The following is a 23,874-nucleotide window of genomic DNA, read 5'->3' as shown; positions in this document are numbered from 1 at the left end:
GTCAAATGTGAACCAGGGACTGCGGGAGCGCACCATGGACCGGCGCTTACGCGCCTGACGCCGTCGGCCGTTCTCCATCGCTGTAATCCTGCCCGCCGGCAGGGTAACCCTGATGCTTCAGTAGGGTTCAAACCGGTGTCCTCGGGTAAGTTGTACATGGTGAAATAGACCGAATTTTCACAACCAAGCCGACCCACAGGGAGACGCCCGCGCATGTCCAAGATTATCTACACCCACACCGACGAAGCGCCGATGCTGGCTACCTATTCGTTCCTGCCGATCATCGAGGCGTTCGCCTCGACAGCAGGTGTGGAGGTGGAGACCCGCGACATTTCGCTCGCCGGCCGCATCATCGCCGTTTTCGGTGACTACCTGACCCCCGAGCAGCAGATCGGTGACGCCCTTGCTGAACTGGGTGAACTGGCGAAGACGCCGGAAGCCAACATCATCAAGCTGCCCAACATCAGCGCCTCGATCCCGCAGCTGAAGGCCGCCATCGCGGAGCTGCAGGGCCAAGGCTACGCGCTGCCGGACTACCCCGACAACCCCTCCTCGGACGAGGAAACGGCCGTCCGCTCCCGCTACGACAAGATCAAGGGCTCTGCCGTGAACCCGGTCCTGCGCGAGGGCAACTCGGACCGCCGTGCGCCCCTGTCCGTCAAGAACTACGCGCGCCAGAACCCGCACTCCATGGGCGCCTGGACCGCCGACTCCAAAACCAACGTGGCCACCATGGGCCAGAACGATTTCCGCTCCAACGAGAAGTCAGTTGTCATCGAGTCCGAGGGCACCATCGCCATCCAGCTGGTCCGCGAGGACGGCTCCGTGAAGGTCCTGAAGAAGGCCTTCCCCGTCCTGGCCGGCGAGGTCATCGACGGCACCGTGATGCGCGCCGCCGCTCTGGACGAATTCCTGAAGGCACAGGTTGCCCGCGCCAAGGAAGAGGGCGTGCTGTTCTCCGCACACCTCAAGGCCACCATGATGAAGGTCTCGGACCCCATCATCTTCGGCCACGTGGTCAAGGCCTACTTCTCAGAGCTGTTCGAGACCTACGGCAAGCAGCTGGCCGCCGCCGGCATCAGCCCCAACAACGGCCTCGCCGCCATCCTGAGCAGCCTCGAAGACCTGCCGGAGGACGTGCGTGAAGGCGTGCAGAACCTCATCAAGAAGGGCCTCGAAGAAGGCCCCGCGCTTGCCATGGTCGACTCGGACAAGGGCATCACCACCCTGAACGTTCCCAGCGACGTCATCGTGGACGCGTCCATGCCCGCCATGATCCGCAGCTCCGGCCACATGTGGGGCCCGGACGGCAAGGAAGCAGACACCCTGGCTGTGCTGCCGGACAGCTCCTACGCCGGCATCTACCAGGTGGTCATCGATGACTGCCGCGCGAACGGCGCCTACGATCCCACCACGATGGGAACCGTGCCCAATGTGGGCCTGATGGCGCAGGCCGCCGAGGAATACGGCAGCCACGACAAGACTTTCGAACTCCAGGAAGCCGGCACCGTTCAGATCGTGGACGGCTCGGGCAATGTCCTGATCGAACACCAGGTCTCCGAAGGCGACATCTGGCGCGCCTGCCAGACCAAGGACCTGCCCATCCGCGACTGGGTCAAGCTGGCCGTCACCCGTGCCCGGGCATCCCAGACCCCGGCCGTGTTCTGGCTGGACGAGGAACGCGCCCACGACGCCAACCTCATTGCCAAGGTCAACGAGTACCTGAAGGACCATGACACCGAGGGCCTGGACATCCGGATCATGTCCCCGGTGAAGGCCATCGCCTTCACGCTGGAGCGCATCCGCAAGGGTGAGGACACCATCTCCGTTTCCGGCAACGTCCTCCGCGACTACCTCACGGACCTCTTCCCCATCCTGGAGCTGGGCACCAGCGCCAAGATGCTCTCCGTTGTTCCGCTGATGAACGGCGGCGGGCTGTTCGAGACCGGCGCCGGCGGATCCGCCCCGAAGCACGTCCAGCAGCTGCTCAAGGAAAACCACCTGCGCTGGGACAGCCTGGGTGAGTTCCTGGCCCTGGCCGTCAGCTTCGAGCACCTGGCAACCACCACGGGCAACGCCCGCGCGCAGGTCCTCGCGGATACCCTGGACCGGGCCACCGGCACCTTCCTGCTGGAAAACAAGTCTCCCAGCCGCCGTGCCGGTGAGCTGGACAACCGTGGCAGCCACTACTTCCTGGCCCGCTACTGGGCAGAGGAACTGGCCAAGCAGACGGACGACGCCGAGCTGGCCGCTTCGTTCAGTTCCATCGCCGGGGAGCTCTCCTCCAAGGAGGAGACGATTGTTGGGGAGCTGGCTGAGGTCCAGGGCTCGCCGGTGGACATCGGAGGCTACTACCACCCGGACGACGCCAAGGCTTCCGCCGTAATGCGCCCGTCCGCCACGCTGAACAAGGTCCTCGCAACCCTGAGCTAGGGGAGGGCTGCGGCAGCAGCCGGACACACATCGCAAGGAGGCGGCGCCCCGGGTTCATCCCCGGGGCGCCGCCTCCTTGCTGTTGGGGCTGGAACGTTGGCGTCGCTCGATACCCAAGCGGCGTCGTCGTGCGTTTAAGGCTCAGCGTTCAGTCTTTGCCTTTGCCCTTCCCCTCGTTGTCCTTCTTGTCGTCATCATTTCCCGTTTCGGGTGCGGGGGCCGGAGCGGGAAGGGGAGCCGGTTCCGGAGCAGGCGCCGGCGTCCCGGTGGAAGGTGCCGGCGTCTCGGCCGCCGCCTGGTCTGCTGCGATTTTCGCTTCTTCTGCTGCCTTCGCGGCCGCCGTAAGAGCTTGTTCAAGGTCGGCGCGAACGGCCGCTGCGATGGTGGTGACGGTCTGCCGCCGCTCCTCTGAAATCTGGCCCCTGCTTTGTGCCGCAGCCAGCTCCGCCTCAAGACCTTCGAGAGCCGTCATGGCTGTGGCGGGATCATTCCGGGAGGAAGCCTCGCTCACTTCCAGGACCCGCGCCTGGAGCTGGCGTGCGGCGGCGGGCTGCAGGCCAGTGTCGCTCTGAGCACAGCCAGCCAGCAGCCCGCTCACAAGCACGGCAGCCGTCCACATCACGAACCGCTTCTGCCTGCCATCCGGGTTGTTCGCCAGGGCCAACGTCAAGGCTCCACGCTCTTCTGGAGTTCCTCAAGATGGTCCCCGAGGACTCCGGTCACCGTGGGATAGGGCACGACGTCGGGCGTGGACTGGGTGGACAGGCTCGCCAGCACGGCCGCTACGGCGGCCGATATCAGCACCACCGCAAGAAGCACTGCAAGCCACAAGCGCCTGCGCCCGCTCCCCGTGGGGTGCTCCTTCCTGGGCTGTTTACCCTTTATCCCCTGCGCAGGTGCCGGAGAAGCCTCGCCGACTGGTCCTGCCGCCTCACGCAGTTCATCCACCGATTCCTCGGCAGTGATGGAAGGCGGGTGGAAGGGCATCGCGGGAAGGACCCTGGTGGTCTCCGGTGCGAGTTCTCCCGGGGTTGAGGCGGGCGAAACCAGTGCCTGCCTGAGCACGGTTTCGATATCGGCGGCGGCGGGGCGCTCCAGCGGTTCGATGGCTGTCATGGAGCGAATGAGGTCCGCCCATTCGGACGGCAGGTCCTCAGGAATTTCCGGCGCACGGTGGAGGCGGGCCACGGCAGATTCAACAGCGCCGCCCGGATATTCAATCGTGCCCTTGATGCATTCGAGCAGCACAAGGCCGAAGGAGTAGATGTCCGACGCGGGGGAGAGGGGCTGGCCCAGGGCCTGCTCAGGGCTGAGGTAAGCGGCAGTGCCCACCATTGTTCCCGTGGCGGTCAGCCGTGTGGAGTCCGCAATGCGGGCAATGCCGAAGTCGGTGAGCTTCGGGCGCAACGGCTCCCCGGGGCGGATCTGTACCAGCAGGATGTTGGCGGGCTTGATGTCGCGGTGGATGATCCCGAGACCGTGGACATATGCCAGCGCATCAGCGATGCCGGCACCGATGACTGCCAGTTCCTCCAGCGGGACACAGCTGTGCCGGATCCTGGTACGCAAGTCCTGGCCGTCCACGAGCTCCATGGTGAGGAAAGGCCTCGGCTCATCAGGCACCCGGGTGTCGATCCCGGCGTCGAACAGCGTCACCAATCCCGGATGGTTCAGGGTGGCAAGAAGCTGGATTTCTGCTTCCTGCCGCTTCAATTCGTCCGCGTCCGGTGCCTGCGGGGCGAAGAGCTTCAGGGCAACGTCGCGGCCCAGATTTTCATCCCGGGCACAGTAAACGGACGACATACCACCGCGGCCAATAACTTCACCCAACCGATAACGTCCGCCGACCACTTCATTCTTGATGGAGCTAGGCGATTCCGCCACCATAACCCGTTCCTCCCGGTGCGCTGCGGCACTGTCGTACAACAAATTATACGGGCGGTGGAGTAAACGGACGATTGGCCCCGGCCTCGGTTCGATGACGCGCCGACGGCCCGGCGGCGAACTTTGTAACTTTTTCGCCGCCGGACCACCGGCCACAAGGACATGTGTGCTGATGACATGTTTGCGTTGATGTATCTGGTTGATTCTTAGGTTGTGCGGGGTCCTCCTTCCGCTCCGCCTGCTTGCTGCCGCCGCTTCAGGCGCATGGTGCAGGCACGGTCAGCAAACGTCCGTTGTCTTAGGAAACCCTGCGCTTGCGGAGCATCAGGAGGATTCCTGCCACCAGAAGAAGCAGGGCCAGCGGGACCAGGGAGACGTCCACGCCCGTATTGGCCAAGGCGTTGGCACCGTCGGCAGCGCCACCTCGGGCGGGGGTGCTGCTAGTGGTGGTATCAACGGCGATGGCGCCGCCAACTGCGGTGGAGCCGGCCGGTGCTGCTGAGAAGGCGGCAGTGCCCGCCGTGCCGGCGTCAGAGGCGTTGTTTGAGCCGGTGGTGCCGGTGCCGTTGGCGGTATCGGTGCCATTGTCGGTGCCGGGTGTGTTCGTGCCCGGGGCGTTAGTCCCGGGGTCAACGGTGCCCGTGCCTCCCGTGTTGCCGTCACCCGGGGTCTCGGTACCGGGGTTCTCCGTGCCCGGAGTGCCCGCTCCCGGGTTCTCCGTGCCATTGCCGTCACTGCCCAGCCCCAGGCCAAGGTCCAGCCCCAGGTCAACGACTGCGGCCAGTCCACCCGTGTTACCGGTACTGCCAGCACCAATGCCAACCACAGCATCCACTGCGGCATCCAGTCCGCCGGTGGTGGTGCCGTCGGTTCCGTTGGTGCCGCCGAGGTTGACGTCGACGAGGGCGTCTACGAGGGTGCCGGTTCCGCCGGTGGTGGTTCCGTTGGTGCCGCCGAGGTTGACGTCGACGAGGGCGTCTACGAGGGTGTCGGTTCCGCCGGTGGTGGTGCCGTCGGTTCCGTTGGTGCCGCCGAGGTTGATGTCGACGAGGGCGTCTACGAGGGTGTCGGTTCCGCCGGTGGTGGTGCCGTTGGTTCCGTTGGTGCTGCCGAGGTTGATGTCGACGAGGGCGTCTGCGAGGGTGTCGGTTCCGCCGGTGGTGGTGCCGTCGGTTCCGTTGGTGCGGCCGAGGTTGATGTCCACGAGGGCGTCTGCGACGGTGTCGGTTCCGCCGGTGGTGGTGCCGTCGGTTCCGTTGGTGCTGCCGAGGTTGATGTCGACGAGGGCGTCTGCGAGGGTGTCGGTTCCGCCGGTGGTGGTGCCGTCGGTTCCGTTGGTGCTGCCGAGGTTGATGTCCACGACGGCGTCTACGGCGGCATCAGGTCCGCCGGCGGTCAATCCATCGGTGGAACCCTCGGTTCCTGCGACCGTGCCGAGGTCGACTGCAACGTCTGCTGCAACTGCGAGATCGGTCGTGGTCGGTGCAGTAGCGTCGGTAACCGCGTTGCCAAGACCGAGGCCGAGATCGACGACGGCGGCCGCGGTGAGGTCGGGGCTGCTGCTTTGGCCGGACGCGTTTCCGAGGCCGACGGCTACGTCTGCTGCGACTGCGAGATCGGTCGCGGTGGACGCAGCCGCGCCGCCGACAGCATTACCGAGACCAAGGTCGAGGTCGACTACGGCGGCGACGCCTGTTGACTCCGACGGCGTTGGGTCACCCAGCAGGCCCAACGACGCCGTGTCAGCGGACGCCGCCGCCGAGATGAAGGCAGAAGCGGAAAGATCCGATCCGCTGGTGGTATCCGCGGCGTTCGCCGCGGTGCAGCCGAAGGCTAGAAGCCCGCCGGCAAAGAGGGTGCCGAGCATCCCCCTGCGAAGGTTGGAACTCATGATGATGTCTCCTGAAAGTTGAGGTAAAGGTGCCTGTCAGCAACCCGTAATGCCGCGTTCTGCCGGAAGTGGGCAGGCGGGGTCTCAACTAGTCAGGAGACGAACCGGGGTCGAACGACACCGGTGCAGGGATGTGCTCAGAGGTCTCACCGGCGCGGACAGCACCGGCAACAGGAAGATCAAAGGTGAAGGGGCTCAGCCATGCCGCCGAGCCGGATGAGCCGGACATGGAAGTCCCACTTCCCGTGCCCGAACCGGGGGCGGCAGGAGCCTGGGCGGGGACCGGCGAAGGGTCCGCCGAGTCCTGCTGCTCTCCCGCAAGGCCAGAGGCTGCCTCAGTGCCAAATGCCGCAAGTGAAGCCCAAAGAATGGAAGAAGTACCCGCAGGGGCAACCCGGCCGGCAGGGGAGGCGGCGAAACCCGGTCCTCCCACAGCGTCAGCAATGGGCACGTCCGCAGGGGTCCGGCTTACGGACGTCGCGTCCGGATCTCCGTCAGCAGCATGGTCGTCTGTCGGGACCACCGCACGCTCGGAGGAATCTGCGTCAACCGGAGCGACGGGCAGTTCAGGAACCTCCACCGGCAGGGGTGCGGTGCCTGTCACCAGGTCCGAGACGGGCTGCAGAACGGGTTCAAGAACCGGAACGGCCTCGGCAACGGGTGGAACGACGACGTCAACAACGGCAGCAGTGGCTCCGTCAGCAACTCCCGCGACGGGAGCCGAGACAGCAGTGACGGTACCGGCGGGAACCACCTGGTTCACAACCGGAACAGCCGCGACGATGTTGTCCGCAAGCCCGGAAAGCTGGCCCACTACTGGCTGAAGCAGGCCAGTAGACGGTGCCGCAGCAGGAGGTGCAGCAGTGGCCGCGCCTGCGGAGCCGGCAAGCTTGTCGGTCACCGAAGAGACCGAACTTGTAACGTCGCCCACCAGGGAAGTTGTGTCAGAAAGCACGTCTGCTGAAGCGGCAGGAGAGGAGAACGTCAGCCAGGTAAGGGTTGCCGCGCCGGCGAGGAGCACAGGGCGCAGGGCACGCCACGGAGAACGAGCCTTAGCCATGCGTACCACCCCCAGTACCGTTGCAATCGACGGATGCCTAAAGGGTAAGACCAAATGTTTCCGGAAGTCCAGAAAATTCCCTAAACAATTCGACTTAACGATGCTGCTTTTCTTCTATGCCGTGGCGGGTCCCGCGAAGCCTGTCATGGCATTTACTGCATTCTGCCGCTCTTGACAGCAGTGTCACCCTTGTCATTGTGCCGCTCATCGTTCGGGTAGCTGACCCCCAGCTGCGCCCGCACTCCATCGAAGAGGCGCATGGTGTTCAACGTGTCCTCCAGTGGCATCACGGGGCTCTCCGTGAGGCCCTGCTGGATGCAGCGCATCACTTCGCGGAGCTCGTAGGTGTAGCCGCGGCCCACTGCGTCGAAGGATTCGACCCGGCGTTCGTCCCAGCCAATTCCGACAACCAGTTCCCGGGGGTTGTTGATGGATCCAATGCTCTGCAGGAAACCTTTGCTGCCGGCGACGGTGGCCGTGCGCGGCCCATGCGCGAGCAGCGACGACGTGAGCTGCACCTGCGCTCCGTGGTTGTAGCCGAGGGTCATTGCATTCTGGGCGTCCACGCCGTCGTCATTCACGTGTCCTGTGGCACTGACGGTTTGGGGAAAACCAAGGGTTCCCAGCGCCCAGAGCAGGGGGTAAACCGAAAGATCGAGCAGTGCGCCGCCGCCGTCTTTCCTGGCCCAGAGCCTGGCGGTGGGTGAGTACGGGGCGGGGAAGCCAAGGTCTGCCGTCACCCAGTGGATATCCCCGATTTCGCCGGAGGCGGCGATTTCGAAAGCCCGCTGCATGCCCGGCAGGAACCGGCTCCAGACCGCCTCCATCAGGAAGAGCTTCCGGGACCGGGCAACGTCAATGAGCTCCGCGGCTTCCCTCGCGTTGACCGTGAACGCCTTCTCGCACAGGACGTGTTTGCCGGCGTTGAGCGCCGCCAGCACGATTTCATGGTGCTGCGCGTGGGGCGTTGCCACGTACACCACGTCCACTGCATCATCGGCGAGCAGCCGCTCGTAGCCGCGGGCGCCGCCGTCGTCCCCGTAGGCCTTTGCAAAGTCGTACGCCACGGCAAAGGCATCTGCTGTGTCTTGCGCCCGGGAGCTGACCGCATAGAGTTCTGCATCGGCCAGCAGCGCCAGGTCCTGTGACACCGAGCGGGCAATTCCGCCGGTGGCGATGACTCCCCAACGAAGGGGGGCTCCGGTGGCGGAACGGGGATCCTGATCGGGCTGGCTGGACAACCATGGCTTGGCGATTGGGGCGCTCATGGTGCCCATCCTCTCACTGCAGTAGGCGGGTGCTTCGGATATTACCTGCAGGAAGTGATGGAGGGTCCGTGGAAAGCGCGCATCACGTGATGGAGCGTTGGGAAGCGGCTGTGCAGGGAATGGACGGGGGACTTCCGGGACAGGACACGGAAAAGCCCGGCCTCCCAAACGAGGGGACCGGGCTTTTCGGTGATCTGATGACTTACTTGGTGATCGGTTCGAGTACCGGATCGCCGGCGTAGGCCGTCTTCACGTTTGCAGCGGTGACGATGACCGGCTCCAGCAGGTAGGCCGGAACGGTCTTTACGCCGTTGTTATAGGAGTCCTTGTCGTTGATTTCCAGTTCCTTGCCGGCCTGGAGGTCCTTCACCATGGTGATGGCGTGCTCAACGAGCTTGCGGGTGTCCTTGTTGATGGTGGAGTACTGCTCGCCCGCCATGATGGATTTGACCGACTCAACCTCGGAGTCCTGGCCGGTGATAACCGGCGTCGGCTTGCCGGCGGCCTTGACGGAGGTCAGGACTGCGCGGGCAAGGGTGTCGTTCGGTGAGAGGACTCCGTCCAGGGGTTCGTTGGTGTAGCTGCCGGTCAGCAGCGTGTCAGCGCGCCGCTGAGCGTTTTCAGCCTTCCAGCCCTGGGTCACAGCCTGCTCAAAGCTGGTCTGTCCGGACACCACCTTCAGCGTGCCGTCGTCGATCTTCGGCTGCAGGACGCTCATGGCGCCGTCGAAGAAGACCTTGGCGTTGGCATCGTCGGGCGAACCGGCGAACAATTCGACGTTGTACGGGCCCTCCGGCTTATTGGCCTTGAGGCCATCGAGCAGTGCCTGGCCCTGGAGCTCGCCCACCTTGAAGTTGTCGTAGGCCACGTAGTAGTCCACGTTCTCGGTGTTCAGCAGCAGGCGGTCGTAGGCGATAACGGTGGCGCCGGAGTCCTTGGCCTGCTTGAGCTGGGTGCCCAGCTGCGAGCCGTCGATGGCGCCCACGATGATGACCTTGGCACCCTTGGTGACCATGGCGCTGATCTGGTTCTGCTGCTCTGACACGCCGCCGTTGGCGAACTGGACATCAGCCTTGAACCCGGCGCCGTTGAGGCCGTCATTGAACAGCTTCTCCGCCAGGACCCAGTTCTCACTGGTCTTCTGGGGGAGTGCGACGCCGATGGAGGAGTTCTGTTCGAACCCTCCTGCGCCTTCGGTTCCGCCGCCCGTGCTGGGCTCCGAGCGACCGCAGCCCGTCAGCGCCAGTGCTGCGATGGCAGCGACCGCTGCGGCCTTTCCTGCTTTACCAATCATTCGCATTGTTGGTTCTCTTTCTTTGTGGTGGTGTAACGCTATTCAGGCTGCAAGGCTCAGGCTTCCCTGGCGATCGCTTCCTTGGTGGAGGTGGTCTCATCGGGCTGGAGCGGGTTGCTGGGTCCGCCGCTGGCCGGGCGGTTGAAGTTCCTGGTCAGCATGCCGATGATCGACTTCTTGCCCTGGCTCTTGTTGTAGACATCGAAGGCGACGGCGATCAGGAGCACCAGGCCCTTGATGATCTGCGTGAGGTCGGCGCCGACGCCGAGGAGCTGCAGGCCGTTGTTCAGCACAGCCATCACCAGGCCACCAATGATGGAGCCGACGACGGTGCCCACGCCGCCTGTCACCGCAGCGCCGCCGATGAAGACTGCCGCGATGGCGTCCAGTTCCCAGCCGACGCCGTCGAACGGGCCCGATGCGGTGGAGCGGCCCACGAAGATCATGCCGGCCAGGCCGGCAAGGATGGACATGTTCATCATGACCAGGAAGTTGACCTTCTTGGACTGGACGCCGGAGAGCTCTGCAGCGTGCCGGTTGCCGCCGACTGCATAGACGTGCCGGCCCAGGATGGTGCGGGAGGAGATGAAGCCGTAGACCAACACCAGGACGGCAAGGATGAGGCCGGGGATGGGGAAGGAGGTGCCCGGGCGGCCCGTTGCGAAGAGGTACGTGGCGTAGAGGATGGCGCCGCTGATCAGGACCAGCTTCAGGACGGTCACCCACATTTCCGGAACGTCGGCTCCCAGTGCCTTGGCGCGTGCCCGGGAGCGGAGCTCGCCGACCACAACGAAGGCGGCGGCGGCGATGCCCAGCAGCAGGGTGAGGTTGTTGAAGCCGGTGTCCGGCCCCACTTCGGGAAGGTAGCCTGCGCCCAGGTACTGGAAATCGCTGGGGACCGGGATGGTATTGGACTTGCCGACGAACTGGTTGAAGCCGCGGAACAGGAGCATCCCGGCCAGGGTGACGATGAACGCGGGTATCCCCACGTACGCCGTCCACCAGCCTTGCCATGCCCCAATGAGCGCGCCGAGCACCAGCCCCAGCAGGACGCCGGCATACCAGGGGATGCCCCAGTCGCGGATGGCCAGGGCAACAGTGACGCCCACGAATGCTGCCACGGAGCCTACGGAGAGGTCGATGTGGCCCGCAATGATGACCAGGACCATTCCGATGGCCAGGATCAGGATGTAGGAGTTGCCGTTGAAGAGGTTGATGACGTTGCCGGGGGTGAGGGTCCGGCCGTCGGTGGCGATCTGGAAGAAGATGATCAGTGCCACCAGGGCGAAGATCATGCCGAATTGGCGGGTGTTGCCGCCAAACAGCTTCTTGAGGGCGTTCATGGTGTCAGTCCTTGTGTCCGGAAGGTTCTGGATAGTCCAGAGGGTCAGGCGGCTTCGGCTTTACGGGCGGAGGTCATCAGTTTCATCAGGCTTTCCTGGCTGGCCTCGTCTTTGTTCAGGACACCGGTGATGGCGCCTTCGAAAATCGTGTAGATCCGGTCGGAAAGGCCCAGGAGCTCGGGGAGCTCCGAGGAGATGACAATTACTCCCTTGCCCTGGTTGGCGAGCTGCTGGATGATGCCGTAGATCTCGTACTTGGCACCGACGTCGATGCCGCGGGTCGGTTCATCCAGGATCAGCAGGTCAGGATCGGTGAACATCCACTTCGCGAGGACCACTTTCTGCTGGTTGCCGCCGGAAAGTTTGGCCACGCCTTCCTCCACTGACGGGGTCTTGGTGCGCAGCGACTTGCGGTACTGCTCCGCAACCGTAAACTCCTGGTTGGGATCCACCACCGAATTGCGGCTGATCTTTCGCAGGTTTGCGGCCACTGTGGTGGTTTTGATGTCATCCAACAGGTTCAACCCCAGGGACTTGCGGTCCTCGGTGACGTATCCCAGCCCGGCGTCAATGGCCTGGCGAACGGATTTAAGGGTGATCTCCTTGTCGTCTTTATAGATCTGGCCGCTGATGAACCGGCCGTAGGAGCGGCCGAAGACGGACCTGGCAAGCTCGGTGCGTCCTGCGCCCATCAGCCCGGCGAAGCCCACGATCTCGCCGCGACGGACGAAGAAGCTGGAGTTCTTGCACACCAGCCGGTCCTGGACGTTGGGGTGCCCGACGGTCCAGTTCTTGACCTCGAAGAATACCTCGCCGATTTTCGGAGTGTGGTCCGGGAAGCGGGATTCGAGTGTGCGGCCCACCATGCCCTTGATGATCCGGTCCTCGTCCACGCCGTCGGCTTTCACGTCCAGCGTCTCAATGGACTTGCCGTCGCGGATGATGGTGATGGAATCGGCGATCTGCTCGATCTCATTGAGCTTGTGCGAAATGATGATGGACGTGATGCCCTTGGCCTTCAGGCCCAGCATCAGGTCCAGCAGGTGCTGGGAATCGGACTCATTCAGCGCAGCGGTGGGTTCGTCCAGGATGAGAATCTTGACGGACTTGTTGAGCGCTTTGGCGATTTCTACGAGCTGCTGCTTGCCGACGCCGATTTCCTTGATGGGCGTGTCCGGGTCCTCGCGCAGTCCCACGCGGGCGAGCAGGTCCAGGGAGCGAAGCCGGGCTTCTGCCCAGTTGATGACGCCGCGTTTGGTGGGCTCGTTGCCGAGGAAGATGTTCTCCATGATGGAGAGCTCCGGAATCAGCGCGAGTTCCTGGTGGATGATCACGATGCCCGCGTGTTCGCTGGCCCGGATGTCCCGGAACTGCTGCACCTGGCTTTGGTAGACGATGTCGCCGTCGTAGCTGCCGTAGGGGTAAACGCCTGAGAGAACTTTCATGAGCGTGGACTTGCCGGCGCCGTTCTCGCCGCAGATGGCGTGGATCTCGCCGGCCTTCACCCGCAGGCTCACGTTATCCAGCGCTTTAACGCCGGGGAATTCCTTGGTGATTGACCTCATCTCGAGGATGACGGGGTCGGTTTGCGTGGTCTGGGACGTCATGTTGCCCTAACCCTCCAATGCAATGACTTCTTTGTCCGGCCGGCAAAGCGCAGGGCCGTCTGATGCAAAAGTAAACTGGATCACGCCGGTTGTCGTCAAGTCTTTAACGCATATGGCGGATAACGAAACGGTCTAGGTCTTCCGGATCCCCGCGTGTTGGAACACCAGCGCAGCCGCTCCCAGGGCTTCCGCGCGGTCGCCCAGGGAGGACATTGCCAGCTCTGTTGTCTCACCGATGACGGGAACGGCGTGCCTCACCAGACCCCGCTTGATGGGGTCCAGGAGGAGGTTGCCCAAGCCCGCCAAGGGCCCCCCAACCACGATCACTTCAGGATTGATCAGGTTGGCCACGTTGCCGAGGGCACGGCCTACGGCGAGCCCCGCGTCGTCGAGCACCCGCAGGGTTGCCGAGTCACGTGCCAAGGCCTTGCGCACGATGTCCGCAGGGGTGAGTGGGCGGTCCTCACCGCGGCTGAGGAGTTCGATCATTGTGGTGGTGGAGGCAATGGTCTCAAGGCAGCCCCGGTTGCCACAGCGGCACACTAACCCTTGTTCGTGGATGGTGGCGTGGCCAATTTCGCCCGTGATGCCCACGTTGCCGTAATAGGGCGCCCCGTTGAGGATCAGGCCTGCGCCAATGCCGGACCCAATCTTGAGGAACAGCAGGTTGCTGACCCCGGTGTGCTGGCCCCAGGTCACCTCGGACCACGCCCCGAGATTTGCATCGTTGTCAACGAACACGGGGATTTTCAGCCTTTCCTCCAAGTGCTGGAGGATGTTGATGCCTACCCATTCGGGAAGAATGGCTCCCTGGGCCACGGTGCCGGTGCGCCGGTCAATGGGCCCGGGAATTCCGACGCCGGCCCCCACCACCGCGCTGCGGGCGATGCTTCTTTCCTGCAGGAGTTTCTCGAGCAGGACCACCGCCGCCTGGATGCCCTCCTCGGCCTGGTGGCCCAGCGGCAGCGCGACCGATTCCTCGGCAATAACGTGATAGCTGAGCGACGCGAGGACCACCCGCAAATGCCTTCGGCCGAAGTCAATTCCGACGGCCACCGCGCCATTGCTGTTGAGCCTGACGTTGAGCGCCCGCCGGCCCGAACTGGTGATCGGCTCCGTGGATGCCAGGCCCGAGTCGAGCATGATTTTCACGATGTTGGAGACCGTTGCGGTGGAAAGCCCGGTTTGCCGGGCCAGTTCCGCCTGGGTTGAGGGCCCGCCCATCAGCGACTCAATGATCCGCTGCTGGTTCAGTTGCCTCAGCGCGGATTGCGAGCCGGGATTTTTGGGTTTGCTCCTCGTTGAGCGCGAAGTTGCGGGCATGCTTGAAAGATTGCCTCATCCGAACTCTTGTAGTCAAGAAGTTAACGCAACAAGGCCTAGGGGAGGCCTTCCGTTGAACAGGATGATCTGCCCGCGGAGATGGGGAAGGAGGTGCAAATGACCCCGTTCGTCCAGCGCCGCCGTCGCTAATCTGATGTCAGGGCCTGATCTGAGGCCTGTCCAACGATGGAAGGTGGCCGCTGTGTTGCTGGCACTGCTGCAGGCGAACGCTGTTGTGATGGACGTGGACGCCAACTGTGCCGCTATCGATGCAGCGGCCGAGGCCGCTGCTGCTGCCGGGGCTGCCGTCCTGGTGACACCCGAGCTCTTCCCTGTAGGTTATGCACCGCGCCGGGTCCGCGCAGAGCTGGATCCCGATTCCCTGCCCGGGCTGCGCGCCAAGCTTGCCACCATCTCGCGCCGCCACCGCATCGGCCTGGTCTACAGCCTTCCCCAGCTCACCGGGCAAGGGGAGTGGCAGATCGCCGCAACGCTGCTGGACGCCGGCGGTGAAGCCCTGCTCAACTACGCCAAGGTCCACCTTTTCGGTCCGGACGAACGTGCAGCCTTCAGCCCGGCGGCCCAGCCTCCCGCCGTCGTGGAATTCAATGGTGTCCGGACTTCCATGGTGATCTGCTACGACGTTGAATTCCCCGAGGCAGTCCGGGCGGCCGCCGTTGCCGGAGCCGAACTGCTCCTGGTGCCGACGGCGCTGGCCCACGGCTATGACGACGTTCCGCAGGTGTTGCTGCGGGCGCGGGCGCTGGAAAGCCAGCTGTCCATTGCCTACGCCAACCACGCAGGCGTCGAGGAGGACTGCAGGTTCCTGGGCGGCAGCGTCATCGCCGGGCCGGACGGCAGGTTGCTCGCCGCGGCCGGGGAGGAGCCGCAGCTCCTTTTCGCGGAGCTGGACGAAAGCGCCGCCGCCCGGGCACGCGGCGACGTGCCGTACCTCGCCGAACGGCGGCCTGATCTCTACGGCTCCTGGGGCGGCTGAGGGTTTTCCGCAACCAGGTCGTCCGTATACTGCAGCGCAATCCAAAGTTCTGCCCGCGACTGCGCCTGGCCAAGATCCATCTCCAACAGTTCCGCGATGGCATTCACCTGCCGCCGCACGCTGTTCCTGTGCAGGCCCAAATCCTTGGCCGTGGCGTCCCAGCTTCCGTTCGCGGCCAGCCAGAACCGGAGAACGCGGAGCTGGACATCACGGCGTTCGGGCTCCAGTTCCAGGACCGGCGCCAGGAGCTTTCCCGCAAAAATGGTCCCGGCCTCACTGCCCAGCAGGCCGGTCACGGACCAGGTCACCTCCTCTACCCGCGCGCTTTTCCCTGAGGCCAGGACGCGGGGCCGAAGCGACGTTGCCCGCCGGTAGGTTTCCGGCAAGCCGGACAGTTCAGTCTGCTCACCCACCACCAGGCGCCAGCCCAGCTGCTCCACCTCGGCGATCAACTGGTCATCCACCTTCAGCCGGGTGACTGCCGCGAATCCGTAATCGGTCAACTCCACCATCTTGCTGTCGAAAATCCGCCGCCACTGCAGCAGCTCCCGCACCGGACCGTCCTCGGCAGCGGGGGCACCGGGCCCCCGGAGGCCCTGCACCACCCGGACCGGGCCGGACCGCGTTCCCGCCACGCTCTGCGCCAACAGGTCCTTCAGCACGTTCAGTTGCCGGGTGTTTCCGGCGGCCAGGCTCTCGGGGTGCAGGAGCAGGGCGGTGGCCAGCTGGCTGGGCGCCAGGGACCCGCTGGTGCGTTGGCGGACCAGGAGTTCAAGAAGCCCCACAACAGATGAGACCACACTGTTCTGCGCGGGGGTCAGGGCCCTGTCCGCGCCCAGCACCAGGCTGCCCAAGGTAGCGTCCTTGGTGCTGCGGAGCGGGTGGCCGAACACCAGCGCCGAGCCCGGGGCGTCGAAGGTTTCCGTTTCCACGCGGGGGCCGCTCCCGGTGAGGAGTTTCTTGAGGAGGGGCTGGAGCCGGGAAGTGTCGACGGCGGCACCCCCGCGTGCGCGCACACGGCCATCGGCGCCGAAGAGGACGGCCCACACTGGAACGCGCTGGATCAGTGCCGCCAAAAGCTCGTGCTCCGGCCGGGCCGAAAGCACTGCCCGCATGAGGTGGCGGTTGGTTTCGGCCAGCTGCCGGAACACCTGTGCATTGCCGGACTCAAGCAGCTTGGAGAATTCCAGGCCCAGGGCGGCAAACGGCACGCTGGCCGGCACCTCCACCAAGGTGAGCCCGTACTGCCGGCAGGCGGCCACCACGTGCTTCGGAACGGAGTCATAATACGGCTGCAGGCCAAAGCCCAGGGCGGCCACTCCTGCATCGACCAGCCGGCGGACATACTCCTGCACCCGGCGGGCGCTGTGGCTCCCATCGGGGCCGGCATCGGCGTAGCCTCCGTCCCGGAAGGGTAAACCGGCCGTCAGGACAAACTCGCCGTCCAGCAGATAGGGGGTAGGGTCTTCCAGCTCGCTCGGCTCCACCCACCGCAGGGGCACCTGGCCGTTCCCGGCGTCGTGCACCATCCTCACTTCGGGGGGCAGCGCTGCGAGGAACTGCGCCAGCGTGACCGCGTCCAGCTGGTCGGGACTACCGTCGATAGCTGGTGCATTACGTCTCATGGGTGAACACTATAGGTCACTTTGCACCTCCTTGAGATGCGGCTCACACCCCTACTGTGGGTGAGGGGAAAACCAGTTCAACCGACCAACCACACGAACGGACGTCAACGATGACTGTGCCTACACTCTCCGGCCAGGCCCCGGACGGCGCGACCGGAACAGCGGCCCGTCCCGCACTGGGCGCCCAGCTGCTGCGCCGCAAGCCAATCGCCCAGATGGTCAACGAGGCAGAAAGCAACAGCGGAGGTCCCCGCCTGGTCCGCAGCTTCGGTGTCCTGCAGCTGACCATGATCTCCGTAGGGGCAACGCTCGGCACGGGCATCCTGGTGATCCTCGGTGAATCCGTTCCGCTCGCCGGGCCCGCCATCTGGATTTCGTTCGCGATTGCCGGCCTGGCAGCGCTGCTGTCCGCTGTGTCCTACGCCGAGATGGCCGGACTGGTGCCCGTCGCCGGCTCCAGCTATTCCTACACGTACGCCACCATGGGCGAGGGGATGGCGTGGATCTGCGGCTGGTGCCTGGTGCTGGAGTACGCAGTATCCGTGGCCGCAGTGGCGGTGGGCGCCGGACAATACGTCAATGAAACGCTCGCCGTTTTCGGCTCCGTCCTCCCCGATGCAGTGTCCCAACCGCCCGGCGACGGCGGCGTGGTCAATATCCCGGCCATGGTCATCGTGGTGCTCGCAACCATCCTGCTGGTGCGCGGCGCCAAGGAGAGCGCCTGGATCAACACCTCCATCGTGGTGGTGAAGGTGGGCATCCTGCTGTTCTTCTGCGCTGTAGCCTTCACAGCCTTCAACGCAGGCAACTTTGAACCCCTGCTGCCCATGGGCGCCGCAGGTGTCTCGGCTGCCGCCTCCCGCGTCTTCTTTTCCTACATCGGCTTCGATGCCGCCTCCACTGCGGGTGAGGAAGCGCGGAACCCCAAGCGCGACCTGCCCAGGGCCATCATGTTGTCCATGCTGATTGTCACCACGATCTACGTGCTCGTGGCCGTCGCCGCCATCGGCGCCAGGCCCTGGGGCTGGTTCGACGGAACCGAGGCCGCCCTGGTCAAGATCCTTGAGGAAACCACCGGCCAGCCCTGGATCGCACTTGTCTTCGCGGTGGGCGCCGTCCTGGCCATCGCCAGCATCGTCCTGACGGTTCTCTACGGGCAGACCCGAATCCTGCTGTCGATGTCCCGTGACGGACTCATCCCCAAGGTCTTCAGCCGCGTTTCCCGCCGCACCGGCACCCCCGTCGCCGGCACCCTCCTGGTAGGGGTCGCCGTCGCGCTGACCGCCGGGCTGGTGCCGCTGGGTGCGCTCGCCGACGCCACCAGCATCGGCACCCTGTTTGCGTTCGCCCTGGTGAACGTGGCCGTCATCTACCTCCGCCGCACCCGGCCCGAGTTGGAGCGGACCTTCCGCGTGCCCCTCTTCCCGCTCACACCCATCCTCGGCGCGGCAATGTGCGCCTACCTGATGGCCAACCTCGGGGCAGACACCTGGGTGGTCTTCGCCCTCTGGATGCTGGTGGGCGTGGCCGCGTACTTCGGCTACGGACGCCGGAATTCACGGGTGGCCGCCCTCAGCAACGAGGAATACCGCGAGCTGTCCGGACCACAACTCTCACCCCAGCACACCCCCTAACCGACGAAGGCAGAACTTCCATGACCATCGCCACCGAACTGCCGGCTTCCGACCCGTCCAGCACCTCGGCCACTTCCGCTGCAGCGCCGGCTCCCGGCAGCGCCGGCGCGGCTCCCATCACCATGCTGAACCCGGACTTCCCGTTCAGCTACGACCACTACCTCGCCCACCCGGACGGCCTGGGAACTGTGCCACCCGAACTGCTGGGGACGGAAGTTGCCGTGATCGGAGCAGGCCTTTCGGGCCTGGTCACCGCCTATGAGCTGATGAAGCTGGGGCTGCGGCCCGTGGTTTACGAGGCCGACCGGATCGGCGGCCGCCTGCGCACCGCCTCGTTCCCCGCGGCTCCCGGCGTGATGGCGGACCTCGGCGGGATGCGCTTCCCGGAATCCGGCAAGGCGTTCTACCACTACGTGGACCTGCTGGGCCTGGAAACCGATGAGTTCCCCAACCCGCTGTCCCCGGCCACGTCCAGCACCGTGATTGAGCTGGCCGGGCAGAAGCACTACGCGGAAAAGCCAAGCGACCTTCCGCCGTTCTTCCGGGAAGTGGCGGACGCGTGGAAGGCAGCCGTCAACGACGGCGCCAAGTTCGTTGAGATGCAGGCCGCCATCCGGTCCCGGGACACCGGCCGGATCAAGGAGCTGTGGAACGAACTGCTCCCACTGATGGACGAGCAGACCTTCTACGGCTTCATCGCCGCCAGCGAGTCATTCAAGAAGGCCGGGTTCGCACACCGGGAAGCCTTCGGCCAAGTCGGCTTCGGCACCGGCGGGTGGGACACCGACTTCCCCAACTCCATCCTCGAGATCCTCCGCGTGGTCTACACGGACGCGGACGACCAGCACCGGCTCATCCGCGGGGGAGCCCAGCGGCTGCCCGAGGCACTGTGGCAGCACGCGCCGTCCGGCATGGCCCACTGGCCCGAAGGGACCTCACTGTCGTCACTGCACGCCGGTTCGCCGCGGGGCGCGGTGGGCAGGATCAGCCGCGATCCGGACGGAAACCTGCGGATCCGGGAACGCTGGGGCCGCGAAGCCAGCTACCCCGCCGTGGTCACCACCTGCCAGTCCTGGCTGCTGTCCACCCGGATCCACACCGAGGAGGCGCTGTTCCCGGCAGAACTGTGGACCGCCATCGAGCGCTCGCACTACATGCAGTCCTCCAAGACGTTTGTGATGGTGGACCGGCCGTTCTGGAAGGACATCGATCCGGACACCGGCAACGAGGTCCTCTCGATGACGCTCACGGACCGGCTCAACCGCGCCACGTACTTGCTGGACAACGGGCCGGACCAGCCCGCCGTCATCCTGCTCTCCTATACCTGGAACGATGACGCGCTGAAGTGGCTGGCGCTGGACGCTGACGAGCGCGTGGAACTGATGCTGCATTCGCTCGAGCAGATCTACCCCGGGGTGGACATCGCCGGGCACATTGTAGGCCAGCCCATCACCGTCTCCTGGGAAGCCGATCCCAACTTCATGGGTGCCTTCAAGGCAAACCTTCCGGGGCACTACCGCTACCAGCAGCGGCTGTTCACCCACTTCAAGCAGGATGCCCTGCCGGAGTCACAGCGAGGCATCTTCCTGGCCGGCGACGACGTTTCCTTTACCGCGGGCTGGGCCGAAGGCGCCGTCACCACCGGGCTGAACGCGGTGTGGGGCGTGGTCAACCACCTGGGCGGTTCCTCGGCCCCGGGCAACCCCGGGCCGGGTGACCTGCTTGATGAATTCGGTCCTATTTCACTGGACTGAGCCTGGGCCCACGCCCGCAGGGTTGCCTGGCCGTGGAGCCGCTCGGCGAGGGCCCCGGACCGAGCTTGCGAGGGCAGGGAGCCGGTGCGGCCTTGCGAGGCTAGGGTGCGGGTGGGGACTAATCGTGCATGTTCCGGTGCGCCTGGGCCAGTTCGATGTAGCGGGACGCGTTCGCCCGGACGCCGTCGTACTCCTCATCGGTGAGTTCGCGGCGGACCTTGCCCGGAACACCCGCCACCAGTGAGCGTGGCGGGACCACGGTACCCTCCAGGACGACGGCGCCGGCAGCCACGAGCGAGCCGGCGCCGATCACCGCACCGTTGAGGATGGTGGCGCCCATGCCGACCAGGCAGTCGTCCTCCACCGTGCAGCCATGGACGACGGCGGCGTGCCCCACGCTGACCCGTTCGCCCACCGTGCAGGGGAAGCCCGGGTCCGCGTGCAGCACCACATTGTCCTGCAGGTTGCTGCCGGCGCCGACGGAGATGGCGGCGGTGTCGGCACGGACCGAGACACCGTAGAAGGCGCTGGAGTCCTCGGCCAGGGTGGCGTTGCCGATGATCGAGGCCGTGGGTGCAACAAATGCGGATTCATGGACGGCAGGGGTGTTCCCGGCGAAGGGATAAAGAGGAGCCATGGGCCAAGCCTAGGACATCAGGGGGTACGGAGGACCAGGAACTGGTAGTGCTGCGTCCAGTAGCCGCCGCCGGGTCCGGACTCGGTGCCGGTACCCTCGGGCCAGGTGGCAAAGTCTTCAATGGCGCCGTGGCGGCCAAAGACTTCCCTGACCGTTGCGTCGGTGCGCCTGCAGAAGAAGCGGGGCTCGACGTCGTCCTCCGGGTTCAGTTCCTCTGCGTCGTTCCCGGACCAAAGGCCGGTGGCGATCAGCGCGCCCGGCGCGCACACCCGCACCAGCTCTGCCAGGACGGCGTCGATGTCCCTGGCGGGAATGTGAAGCAAGGTACCCATGCACCACAGTGCCGGGAACGTACCGTCCGGGAACGGCAGCCGCCGGGCGCTCGCAACCGATACATCCAGGCCCCTGGCACGGGCGCGCCGGACCTGACCCTCCGCGAGGTCCACTCCGGTGTAATGGATCCCCGCCTCGACGAACTTCAATCCGTCCTGACCGCTTCCGCTCCCGATCTCGAGGACGGAGTGCCGCCCTTCGGACTTCAGCAGGGCGATGAAGCGGCTGCGCTGCTCAGCGATGTGGCGCGACGGCGGATAGTCGGCGCCGGAAGCGGCCCGTCCGTTGTAGAAATCGGCAAGGCGGCGCTCGCCGTCCTCCACCCCCGCTTCCATGGTGCCTCCGGAGGCTCAGCCGTTAGTTAAAGACAACAGTCCTGTTGCCGTCCAGCAGCACACGGTGCTCCGCGTGCCACTGCACCGCCTGGACCAGCGTGCGGCCTTCCACGTCCCGGCCCATCTGGACGAACTGCTCCGGCGTCCGGGCGTGGTCCACGCGGATAACTTCCTGCTCAATGATGGGGCCCTCATCCAGGGCCGCCGTCACGTAGTGGGCGGTGGCACCGATCAGCTTCACACCGCGCGCATGGGCCTGGTGGTACGGCTTGGCGCCCTTAAAGGACGGCAGGAACGAGTGGTGGATGTTGATGGCCTTGCCGGTGAGGTCGGTGCAGAGCTCGTCGGACAGGATCTGCATGTAGCGGGCCAGGACCGTCAATTCGATATCGTGCTCGGCCATGATGGCGCGGAGCTTGTCCTCTGCCTGCGCCTTGGTGTCCTTCGTGACGGGGATGTGGTGGAAGGGAATCCCGTAGAACTCGGCCAGGCCTGCCAGGTCCCGGTGGTTGGACACGATGGCGGGGATCTCGATGGGCAACGTTCCGGACCGCTGCTGGAACAGCAGGTCATTGAGGCAGTGGGCGGAGGTGCTGGCCATCACGAGGGTCCGGACCTTCTGCCCCACGCCGTTGAGGCTCCACTGCATGCCGAAGGCCGCCGTGACGGGCTCCAAAGCTGCGCGAAGCTCCGAGGCAGCAGCCGGCGTCGTCACCTCTACCCGCATAAAGAAGTTGCCCGTGGCCGGGCTGCCGTACTGCTGCGAATCCGTAATATTGCAGCCCGCCCCCAGCAGGGCGCCGGCCACCGCATGGACGATCCCCGGGCGGTCCGGGCAGGACAGGGTTACTACGTACGCTTGGTTCAGCTGCTCTTCACTCACGCCTACAAGCCTACCCGCGCAGCAGCGCCCGGATTTGGTAGGCTGGGAGCGTCGCAACTGGCGTTGGGTGGCTAACCACCAGGGAGCGGCAATCACGAAGACCACGGATCGTACGCCTGGGCCGAGGGTCATGTCTTGCCGGAATTGGGGCTGCACCTGCGTCAGCACTGCAGCGCCATCCTGCGCTTCCACGCCCCTGTCATCAAGTGTGTGAAAGTGCGCCAGCCGGTAGCCTGACCTAAGCAGTGCCCGTATCCCTAGCCAGGAGTTCTTCGTGACTACTACAGCCACCTCAACAACCGCCGTCAGCAATCAGCCGCTGGCTGAGCTCGACCCCGAAATCGCAGCAGTCCTGGACCAGGAACTCGGCCGCCAGCGCGGCACCCTGGAGATGATTGCCTCCGAAAACTTCGCCCCCCGCGCCGTGATGGAAGCCCAGGGCTCAGTCCTGACCAACAAGTACGCCGAGGGCTACCCGGGCCGCCGCTACTACGGCGGCTGCGAATACGTGGACGTCGCAGAGCAGCTGGCCATCGACCGGGTCAAGGCCCTCTTCGGTGCCGAGTACGCCAACGTCCAGCCGCACTCCGGTGCCCAGGCCAACGCAGCCGCGCTCTCCGCGATGATCACTCCCGGCGACAAGATCCTCGGACTGTCCCTGGCCCACGGCGGCCACCTGACCCACGGCATGAAGCTGAACTTCTCCGGCAAGCTCTACAACGTGGCTGCCTACCAGGTGGAGGAAGACAACTTCCGCGTGGACATGGACAAGCTCCGCGAGCAGGCCATTGCCGAGAAGCCCCAGGTGATCATCGCCGGCTGGTCCGCCTACCCGCGCCACCTGGACTTCGCTGCCTTCCGTTCCATCGCCGACGAGGTTGGCGCGCTGCTCTGGACCGACATGGCGCACTTCGCCGGACTGGTTGCAGCCGGACTGCACCCGAGCCCGGTGCCGTACTCCGACGTCGTCACCTCCACCGTGCACAAGACACTTGCCGGTCCGCGCTCCGGTGTGATCCTGGCCAAGCAGGAGTGGGCCAAGAAGCTGAACTCCAACGTGTTCCCGGGCCAGCAGGGCGGGCCGCTCATGCACGTCATCGCAGCCAAGGCCGTGGCCTTCAAGATCGCCGGCACCGAGGAATTCAAGGAGCGCCAGGAGCGCGTCCTCGAAGGCGCGAAGATCATCGCCGACCGCCTCAACCAGGCCGACGTCGCCGAAGCCGGCGTCTCCGTCCTCACCGGCGGCACCGATGTGCACCTGGTCCTCGTTGACCTGCGAAACTCCCAGCTGGACGGCCAGCAGGCCGAAGACCTCCTGCACTCCGTAGGCATCACGGTCAACCGCAACGCTGTTCCGTTCGATCCCCGCCCGCCGATGGTCACCTCCGGCCTGCGCATCGGCACCCCGGCCCTGGCCACCCGCGGCTTCGGTGCCGCCGAGTTCACCGAGGTGGCAGAGATCATCGCCACGGCGTTGAAGGCCGGCAGCAGCGCCGACGTCGAGGCCCTGCAGGCCCGCGTGGACAAGCTCGCCGCCGACTTCCCGCTGTACCCGCAGCACGAGCAGTGGTGA

Annotated in this window: 18 protein-coding genes and 1 riboswitch; of the genes, 5 read left to right on the top strand and 13 right to left on the bottom strand. The window is 65.3% G+C overall.

Going from position 1 to position 23,874, the window contains the following annotated elements; translation table 11 throughout:
- The first annotated feature begins 213 nt into the window (after window positions 1-213).
- Window positions 214-2,433 (top strand): NADP-dependent isocitrate dehydrogenase, encoded by a 2,220-nt coding sequence (locus M1D32_RS14000; RefSeq protein WP_458779246.1) that lies wholly within the window; start codon window positions 214-216, stop codon window positions 2,431-2,433.
- Window positions 2,434-2,581: 148 nt separating this feature from the next.
- On the opposite strand, the gene M1D32_RS13995 is transcribed toward M1D32_RS14000, so the two are convergent.
- The 9 genes from M1D32_RS13995 to M1D32_RS13955 all read right to left on the bottom strand — a co-directional run bounded on the left by M1D32_RS13995 (window position 2,582) and on the right by M1D32_RS13955 (window position 14,103).
- The gene (locus M1D32_RS13995; RefSeq protein ID WP_458779245.1) at window positions 2,582-3,103 is read right to left on the bottom strand and encodes a hypothetical protein; all 522 of its coding nucleotides are present in this window, start codon (window positions 3,101-3,103) and stop codon (window positions 2,582-2,584) included.
- The gene (locus M1D32_RS13990; RefSeq protein ID WP_458779244.1) at window positions 3,100-4,320 is read right to left on the bottom strand and encodes a serine/threonine-protein kinase; all 1,221 of its coding nucleotides are present in this window, start codon (window positions 4,318-4,320) and stop codon (window positions 3,100-3,102) included. Before M1D32_RS13990 ends, M1D32_RS13995 begins: the two co-directional genes overlap by 4 nt.
- 295 nt (window positions 4,321-4,615) lie before the next feature.
- Window positions 4,616-6,208: a hypothetical protein gene (locus M1D32_RS13985; protein WP_458779243.1), complete on the bottom strand. Its 1,593-nt coding sequence runs from the start codon at window positions 6,206-6,208 to the stop codon at window positions 4,616-4,618.
- Window positions 6,209-6,296: 88 nt separating this feature from the next.
- Window positions 6,297-7,268 (bottom strand): hypothetical protein, encoded by a 972-nt coding sequence (locus M1D32_RS13980; RefSeq protein ID WP_458779242.1) that lies wholly within the window; start codon window positions 7,266-7,268, stop codon window positions 6,297-6,299.
- 152 nt (window positions 7,269-7,420) lie between these two features.
- Window positions 7,421-8,536: a Gfo/Idh/MocA family protein gene (locus M1D32_RS13975; protein WP_458779241.1), complete on the bottom strand. Its 1,116-nt coding sequence runs from the start codon at window positions 8,534-8,536 to the stop codon at window positions 7,421-7,423.
- Between the two features lie 202 nt (window positions 8,537-8,738).
- The gene (locus tag M1D32_RS13970; RefSeq protein WP_458779240.1) at window positions 8,739-9,836 is read right to left on the bottom strand and encodes a substrate-binding domain-containing protein; all 1,098 of its coding nucleotides are present in this window, start codon (window positions 9,834-9,836) and stop codon (window positions 8,739-8,741) included.
- Window positions 9,837-9,886: 50 nt separating this feature from the next.
- Window positions 9,887-11,173 (bottom strand): multiple monosaccharide ABC transporter permease, encoded by a 1,287-nt coding sequence (gene mmsB / locus M1D32_RS13965; RefSeq protein WP_458779239.1) that lies wholly within the window; start codon window positions 11,171-11,173, stop codon window positions 9,887-9,889.
- A 44-nt stretch (window positions 11,174-11,217) separates the two neighbouring features.
- Window positions 11,218-12,780, bottom strand: coding sequence for a multiple monosaccharide ABC transporter ATP-binding protein (gene mmsA / locus M1D32_RS13960; RefSeq protein WP_458779238.1), 1,563 nt, complete (start codon window positions 12,778-12,780; stop codon window positions 11,218-11,220).
- A gap of 132 nt (window positions 12,781-12,912) precedes the next feature.
- Window positions 12,913-14,103 carry an ROK family transcriptional regulator gene (locus tag M1D32_RS13955; protein ID WP_458779237.1) on the bottom strand — a complete coding sequence of 397 codons (1,191 nt, stop codon included), beginning with the start codon at window positions 14,101-14,103 and terminating at the stop codon, window positions 12,913-12,915.
- A gap of 202 nt (window positions 14,104-14,305) precedes the next feature.
- On the opposite strand from M1D32_RS13955, the gene M1D32_RS13950 reads away from it, so the two are divergent.
- A complete protein-coding gene (locus M1D32_RS13950) occupies window positions 14,306-15,100 on the top strand; it encodes a nitrilase-related carbon-nitrogen hydrolase (RefSeq protein WP_458779236.1) in 795 nt (264 codons plus the stop codon).
- On the opposite strand, the gene M1D32_RS13945 is transcribed toward M1D32_RS13950, so the two are convergent.
- Window positions 15,079-16,725: a PucR family transcriptional regulator gene (locus M1D32_RS13945; protein WP_458779235.1), complete on the bottom strand. Its 1,647-nt coding sequence runs from the start codon at window positions 16,723-16,725 to the stop codon at window positions 15,079-15,081. The genes M1D32_RS13950 and M1D32_RS13945 overlap by 22 nt on opposite strands.
- 110 nt (window positions 16,726-16,835) lie before the next feature.
- Between M1D32_RS13945 and M1D32_RS13940 the strand changes: the two genes are divergently transcribed.
- Together M1D32_RS13940 and M1D32_RS13935 are read left to right on the top strand one after the other, a co-directional pair.
- Window positions 16,836-18,359, top strand: a complete 1,524-nt coding sequence (locus tag M1D32_RS13940; protein WP_458779234.1) for an amino acid permease — start codon at window positions 16,836-16,838, stop codon at window positions 18,357-18,359.
- A gap of 20 nt (window positions 18,360-18,379) precedes the next feature.
- Window positions 18,380-20,113, top strand: a complete 1,734-nt coding sequence (locus M1D32_RS13935; protein ID WP_458779233.1) for a flavin monoamine oxidase family protein — start codon at window positions 18,380-18,382, stop codon at window positions 20,111-20,113.
- 118 nt (window positions 20,114-20,231) lie between these two features.
- Here M1D32_RS13935 and M1D32_RS13930 read toward each other — a convergent pair whose 3' ends face one another.
- The 3 genes from M1D32_RS13930 to purU are packed head-to-tail and all read right to left on the bottom strand — an operon-like array spanning window position 20,232 to window position 22,301.
- Complete coding sequence (locus tag M1D32_RS13930; protein ID WP_458779232.1) at window positions 20,232-20,750, bottom strand: gamma carbonic anhydrase family protein; 519 nt, start codon at window positions 20,748-20,750, stop codon at window positions 20,232-20,234.
- 17 nt (window positions 20,751-20,767) lie between these two features.
- Window positions 20,768-21,418 carry a class I SAM-dependent methyltransferase gene (locus M1D32_RS13925; protein ID WP_458779231.1) on the bottom strand — a complete coding sequence of 217 codons (651 nt, stop codon included), beginning with the start codon at window positions 21,416-21,418 and terminating at the stop codon, window positions 20,768-20,770.
- A 22-nt stretch (window positions 21,419-21,440) separates the two neighbouring features.
- Window positions 21,441-22,301 (bottom strand): formyltetrahydrofolate deformylase, encoded by an 861-nt coding sequence (gene purU / locus M1D32_RS13920; RefSeq protein ID WP_458779230.1) that lies wholly within the window; start codon window positions 22,299-22,301, stop codon window positions 21,441-21,443.
- 43 nt (window positions 22,302-22,344) lie between these two features.
- Window positions 22,345-22,430: riboswitch (ZMP/ZTP riboswitch) on the top strand.
- A 145-nt stretch (window positions 22,431-22,575) separates the two neighbouring features.
- Between purU and glyA the strand changes: the two genes are divergently transcribed.
- Window positions 22,576-23,874, top strand: a complete 1,299-nt coding sequence (gene glyA, locus M1D32_RS13915; RefSeq protein ID WP_458779229.1) for a serine hydroxymethyltransferase — start codon at window positions 22,576-22,578, stop codon at window positions 23,872-23,874.

This window comes from Arthrobacter sp. D3-16 (assembly GCF_054408515.1).
The sequence above is the reverse complement of the archived record's forward strand: the minus strand, read 5'-3'. Positions and strand labels throughout refer to the sequence as shown.

Coding starts and splice junctions, on each gene's coding strand:
- M1D32_RS13985 (WP_458779243.1), bottom strand. CDS start 6,208: ATGAGTTCCAACCTTCGCAGGGGGATGCTCGGCACCCTCTTTGCCGGC.
- M1D32_RS13945 (WP_458779235.1), bottom strand. CDS start 16,725: ATGAGACGTAATGCACCAGCTATCGACGGTAGTCCCGACCAGCTGGAC.
- M1D32_RS13940 (WP_458779234.1), top strand. CDS start 16,836: ATGACTGTGCCTACACTCTCCGGCCAGGCCCCGGACGGCGCGACCGGA.
- M1D32_RS14000 (WP_458779246.1), top strand. CDS start 214: ATGTCCAAGATTATCTACACCCACACCGACGAAGCGCCGATGCTGGCT.
- M1D32_RS13975 (WP_458779241.1), bottom strand. CDS start 8,536: ATGAGCGCCCCAATCGCCAAGCCATGGTTGTCCAGCCAGCCCGATCAG.
- mmsB (WP_458779239.1), bottom strand. CDS start 11,173: ATGAACGCCCTCAAGAAGCTGTTTGGCGGCAACACCCGCCAATTCGGC.
- M1D32_RS13925 (WP_458779231.1), bottom strand. CDS start 21,418: ATGGAAGCGGGGGTGGAGGACGGCGAGCGCCGCCTTGCCGATTTCTAC.
- mmsA (WP_458779238.1), bottom strand. CDS start 12,780: ATGACGTCCCAGACCACGCAAACCGACCCCGTCATCCTCGAGATGAGG.
- M1D32_RS13980 (WP_458779242.1), bottom strand. CDS start 7,268: ATGGCTAAGGCTCGTTCTCCGTGGCGTGCCCTGCGCCCTGTGCTCCTC.
- M1D32_RS13930 (WP_458779232.1), bottom strand. CDS start 20,750: ATGGCTCCTCTTTATCCCTTCGCCGGGAACACCCCTGCCGTCCATGAA.
- M1D32_RS13935 (WP_458779233.1), top strand. CDS start 18,380: ATGACCATCGCCACCGAACTGCCGGCTTCCGACCCGTCCAGCACCTCG.
- M1D32_RS13970 (WP_458779240.1), bottom strand. CDS start 9,836: ATGCGAATGATTGGTAAAGCAGGAAAGGCCGCAGCGGTCGCTGCCATC.
- M1D32_RS13955 (WP_458779237.1), bottom strand. CDS start 14,103: ATGCCCGCAACTTCGCGCTCAACGAGGAGCAAACCCAAAAATCCCGGC.
- M1D32_RS13990 (WP_458779244.1), bottom strand. CDS start 4,320: ATGGTGGCGGAATCGCCTAGCTCCATCAAGAATGAAGTGGTCGGCGGA.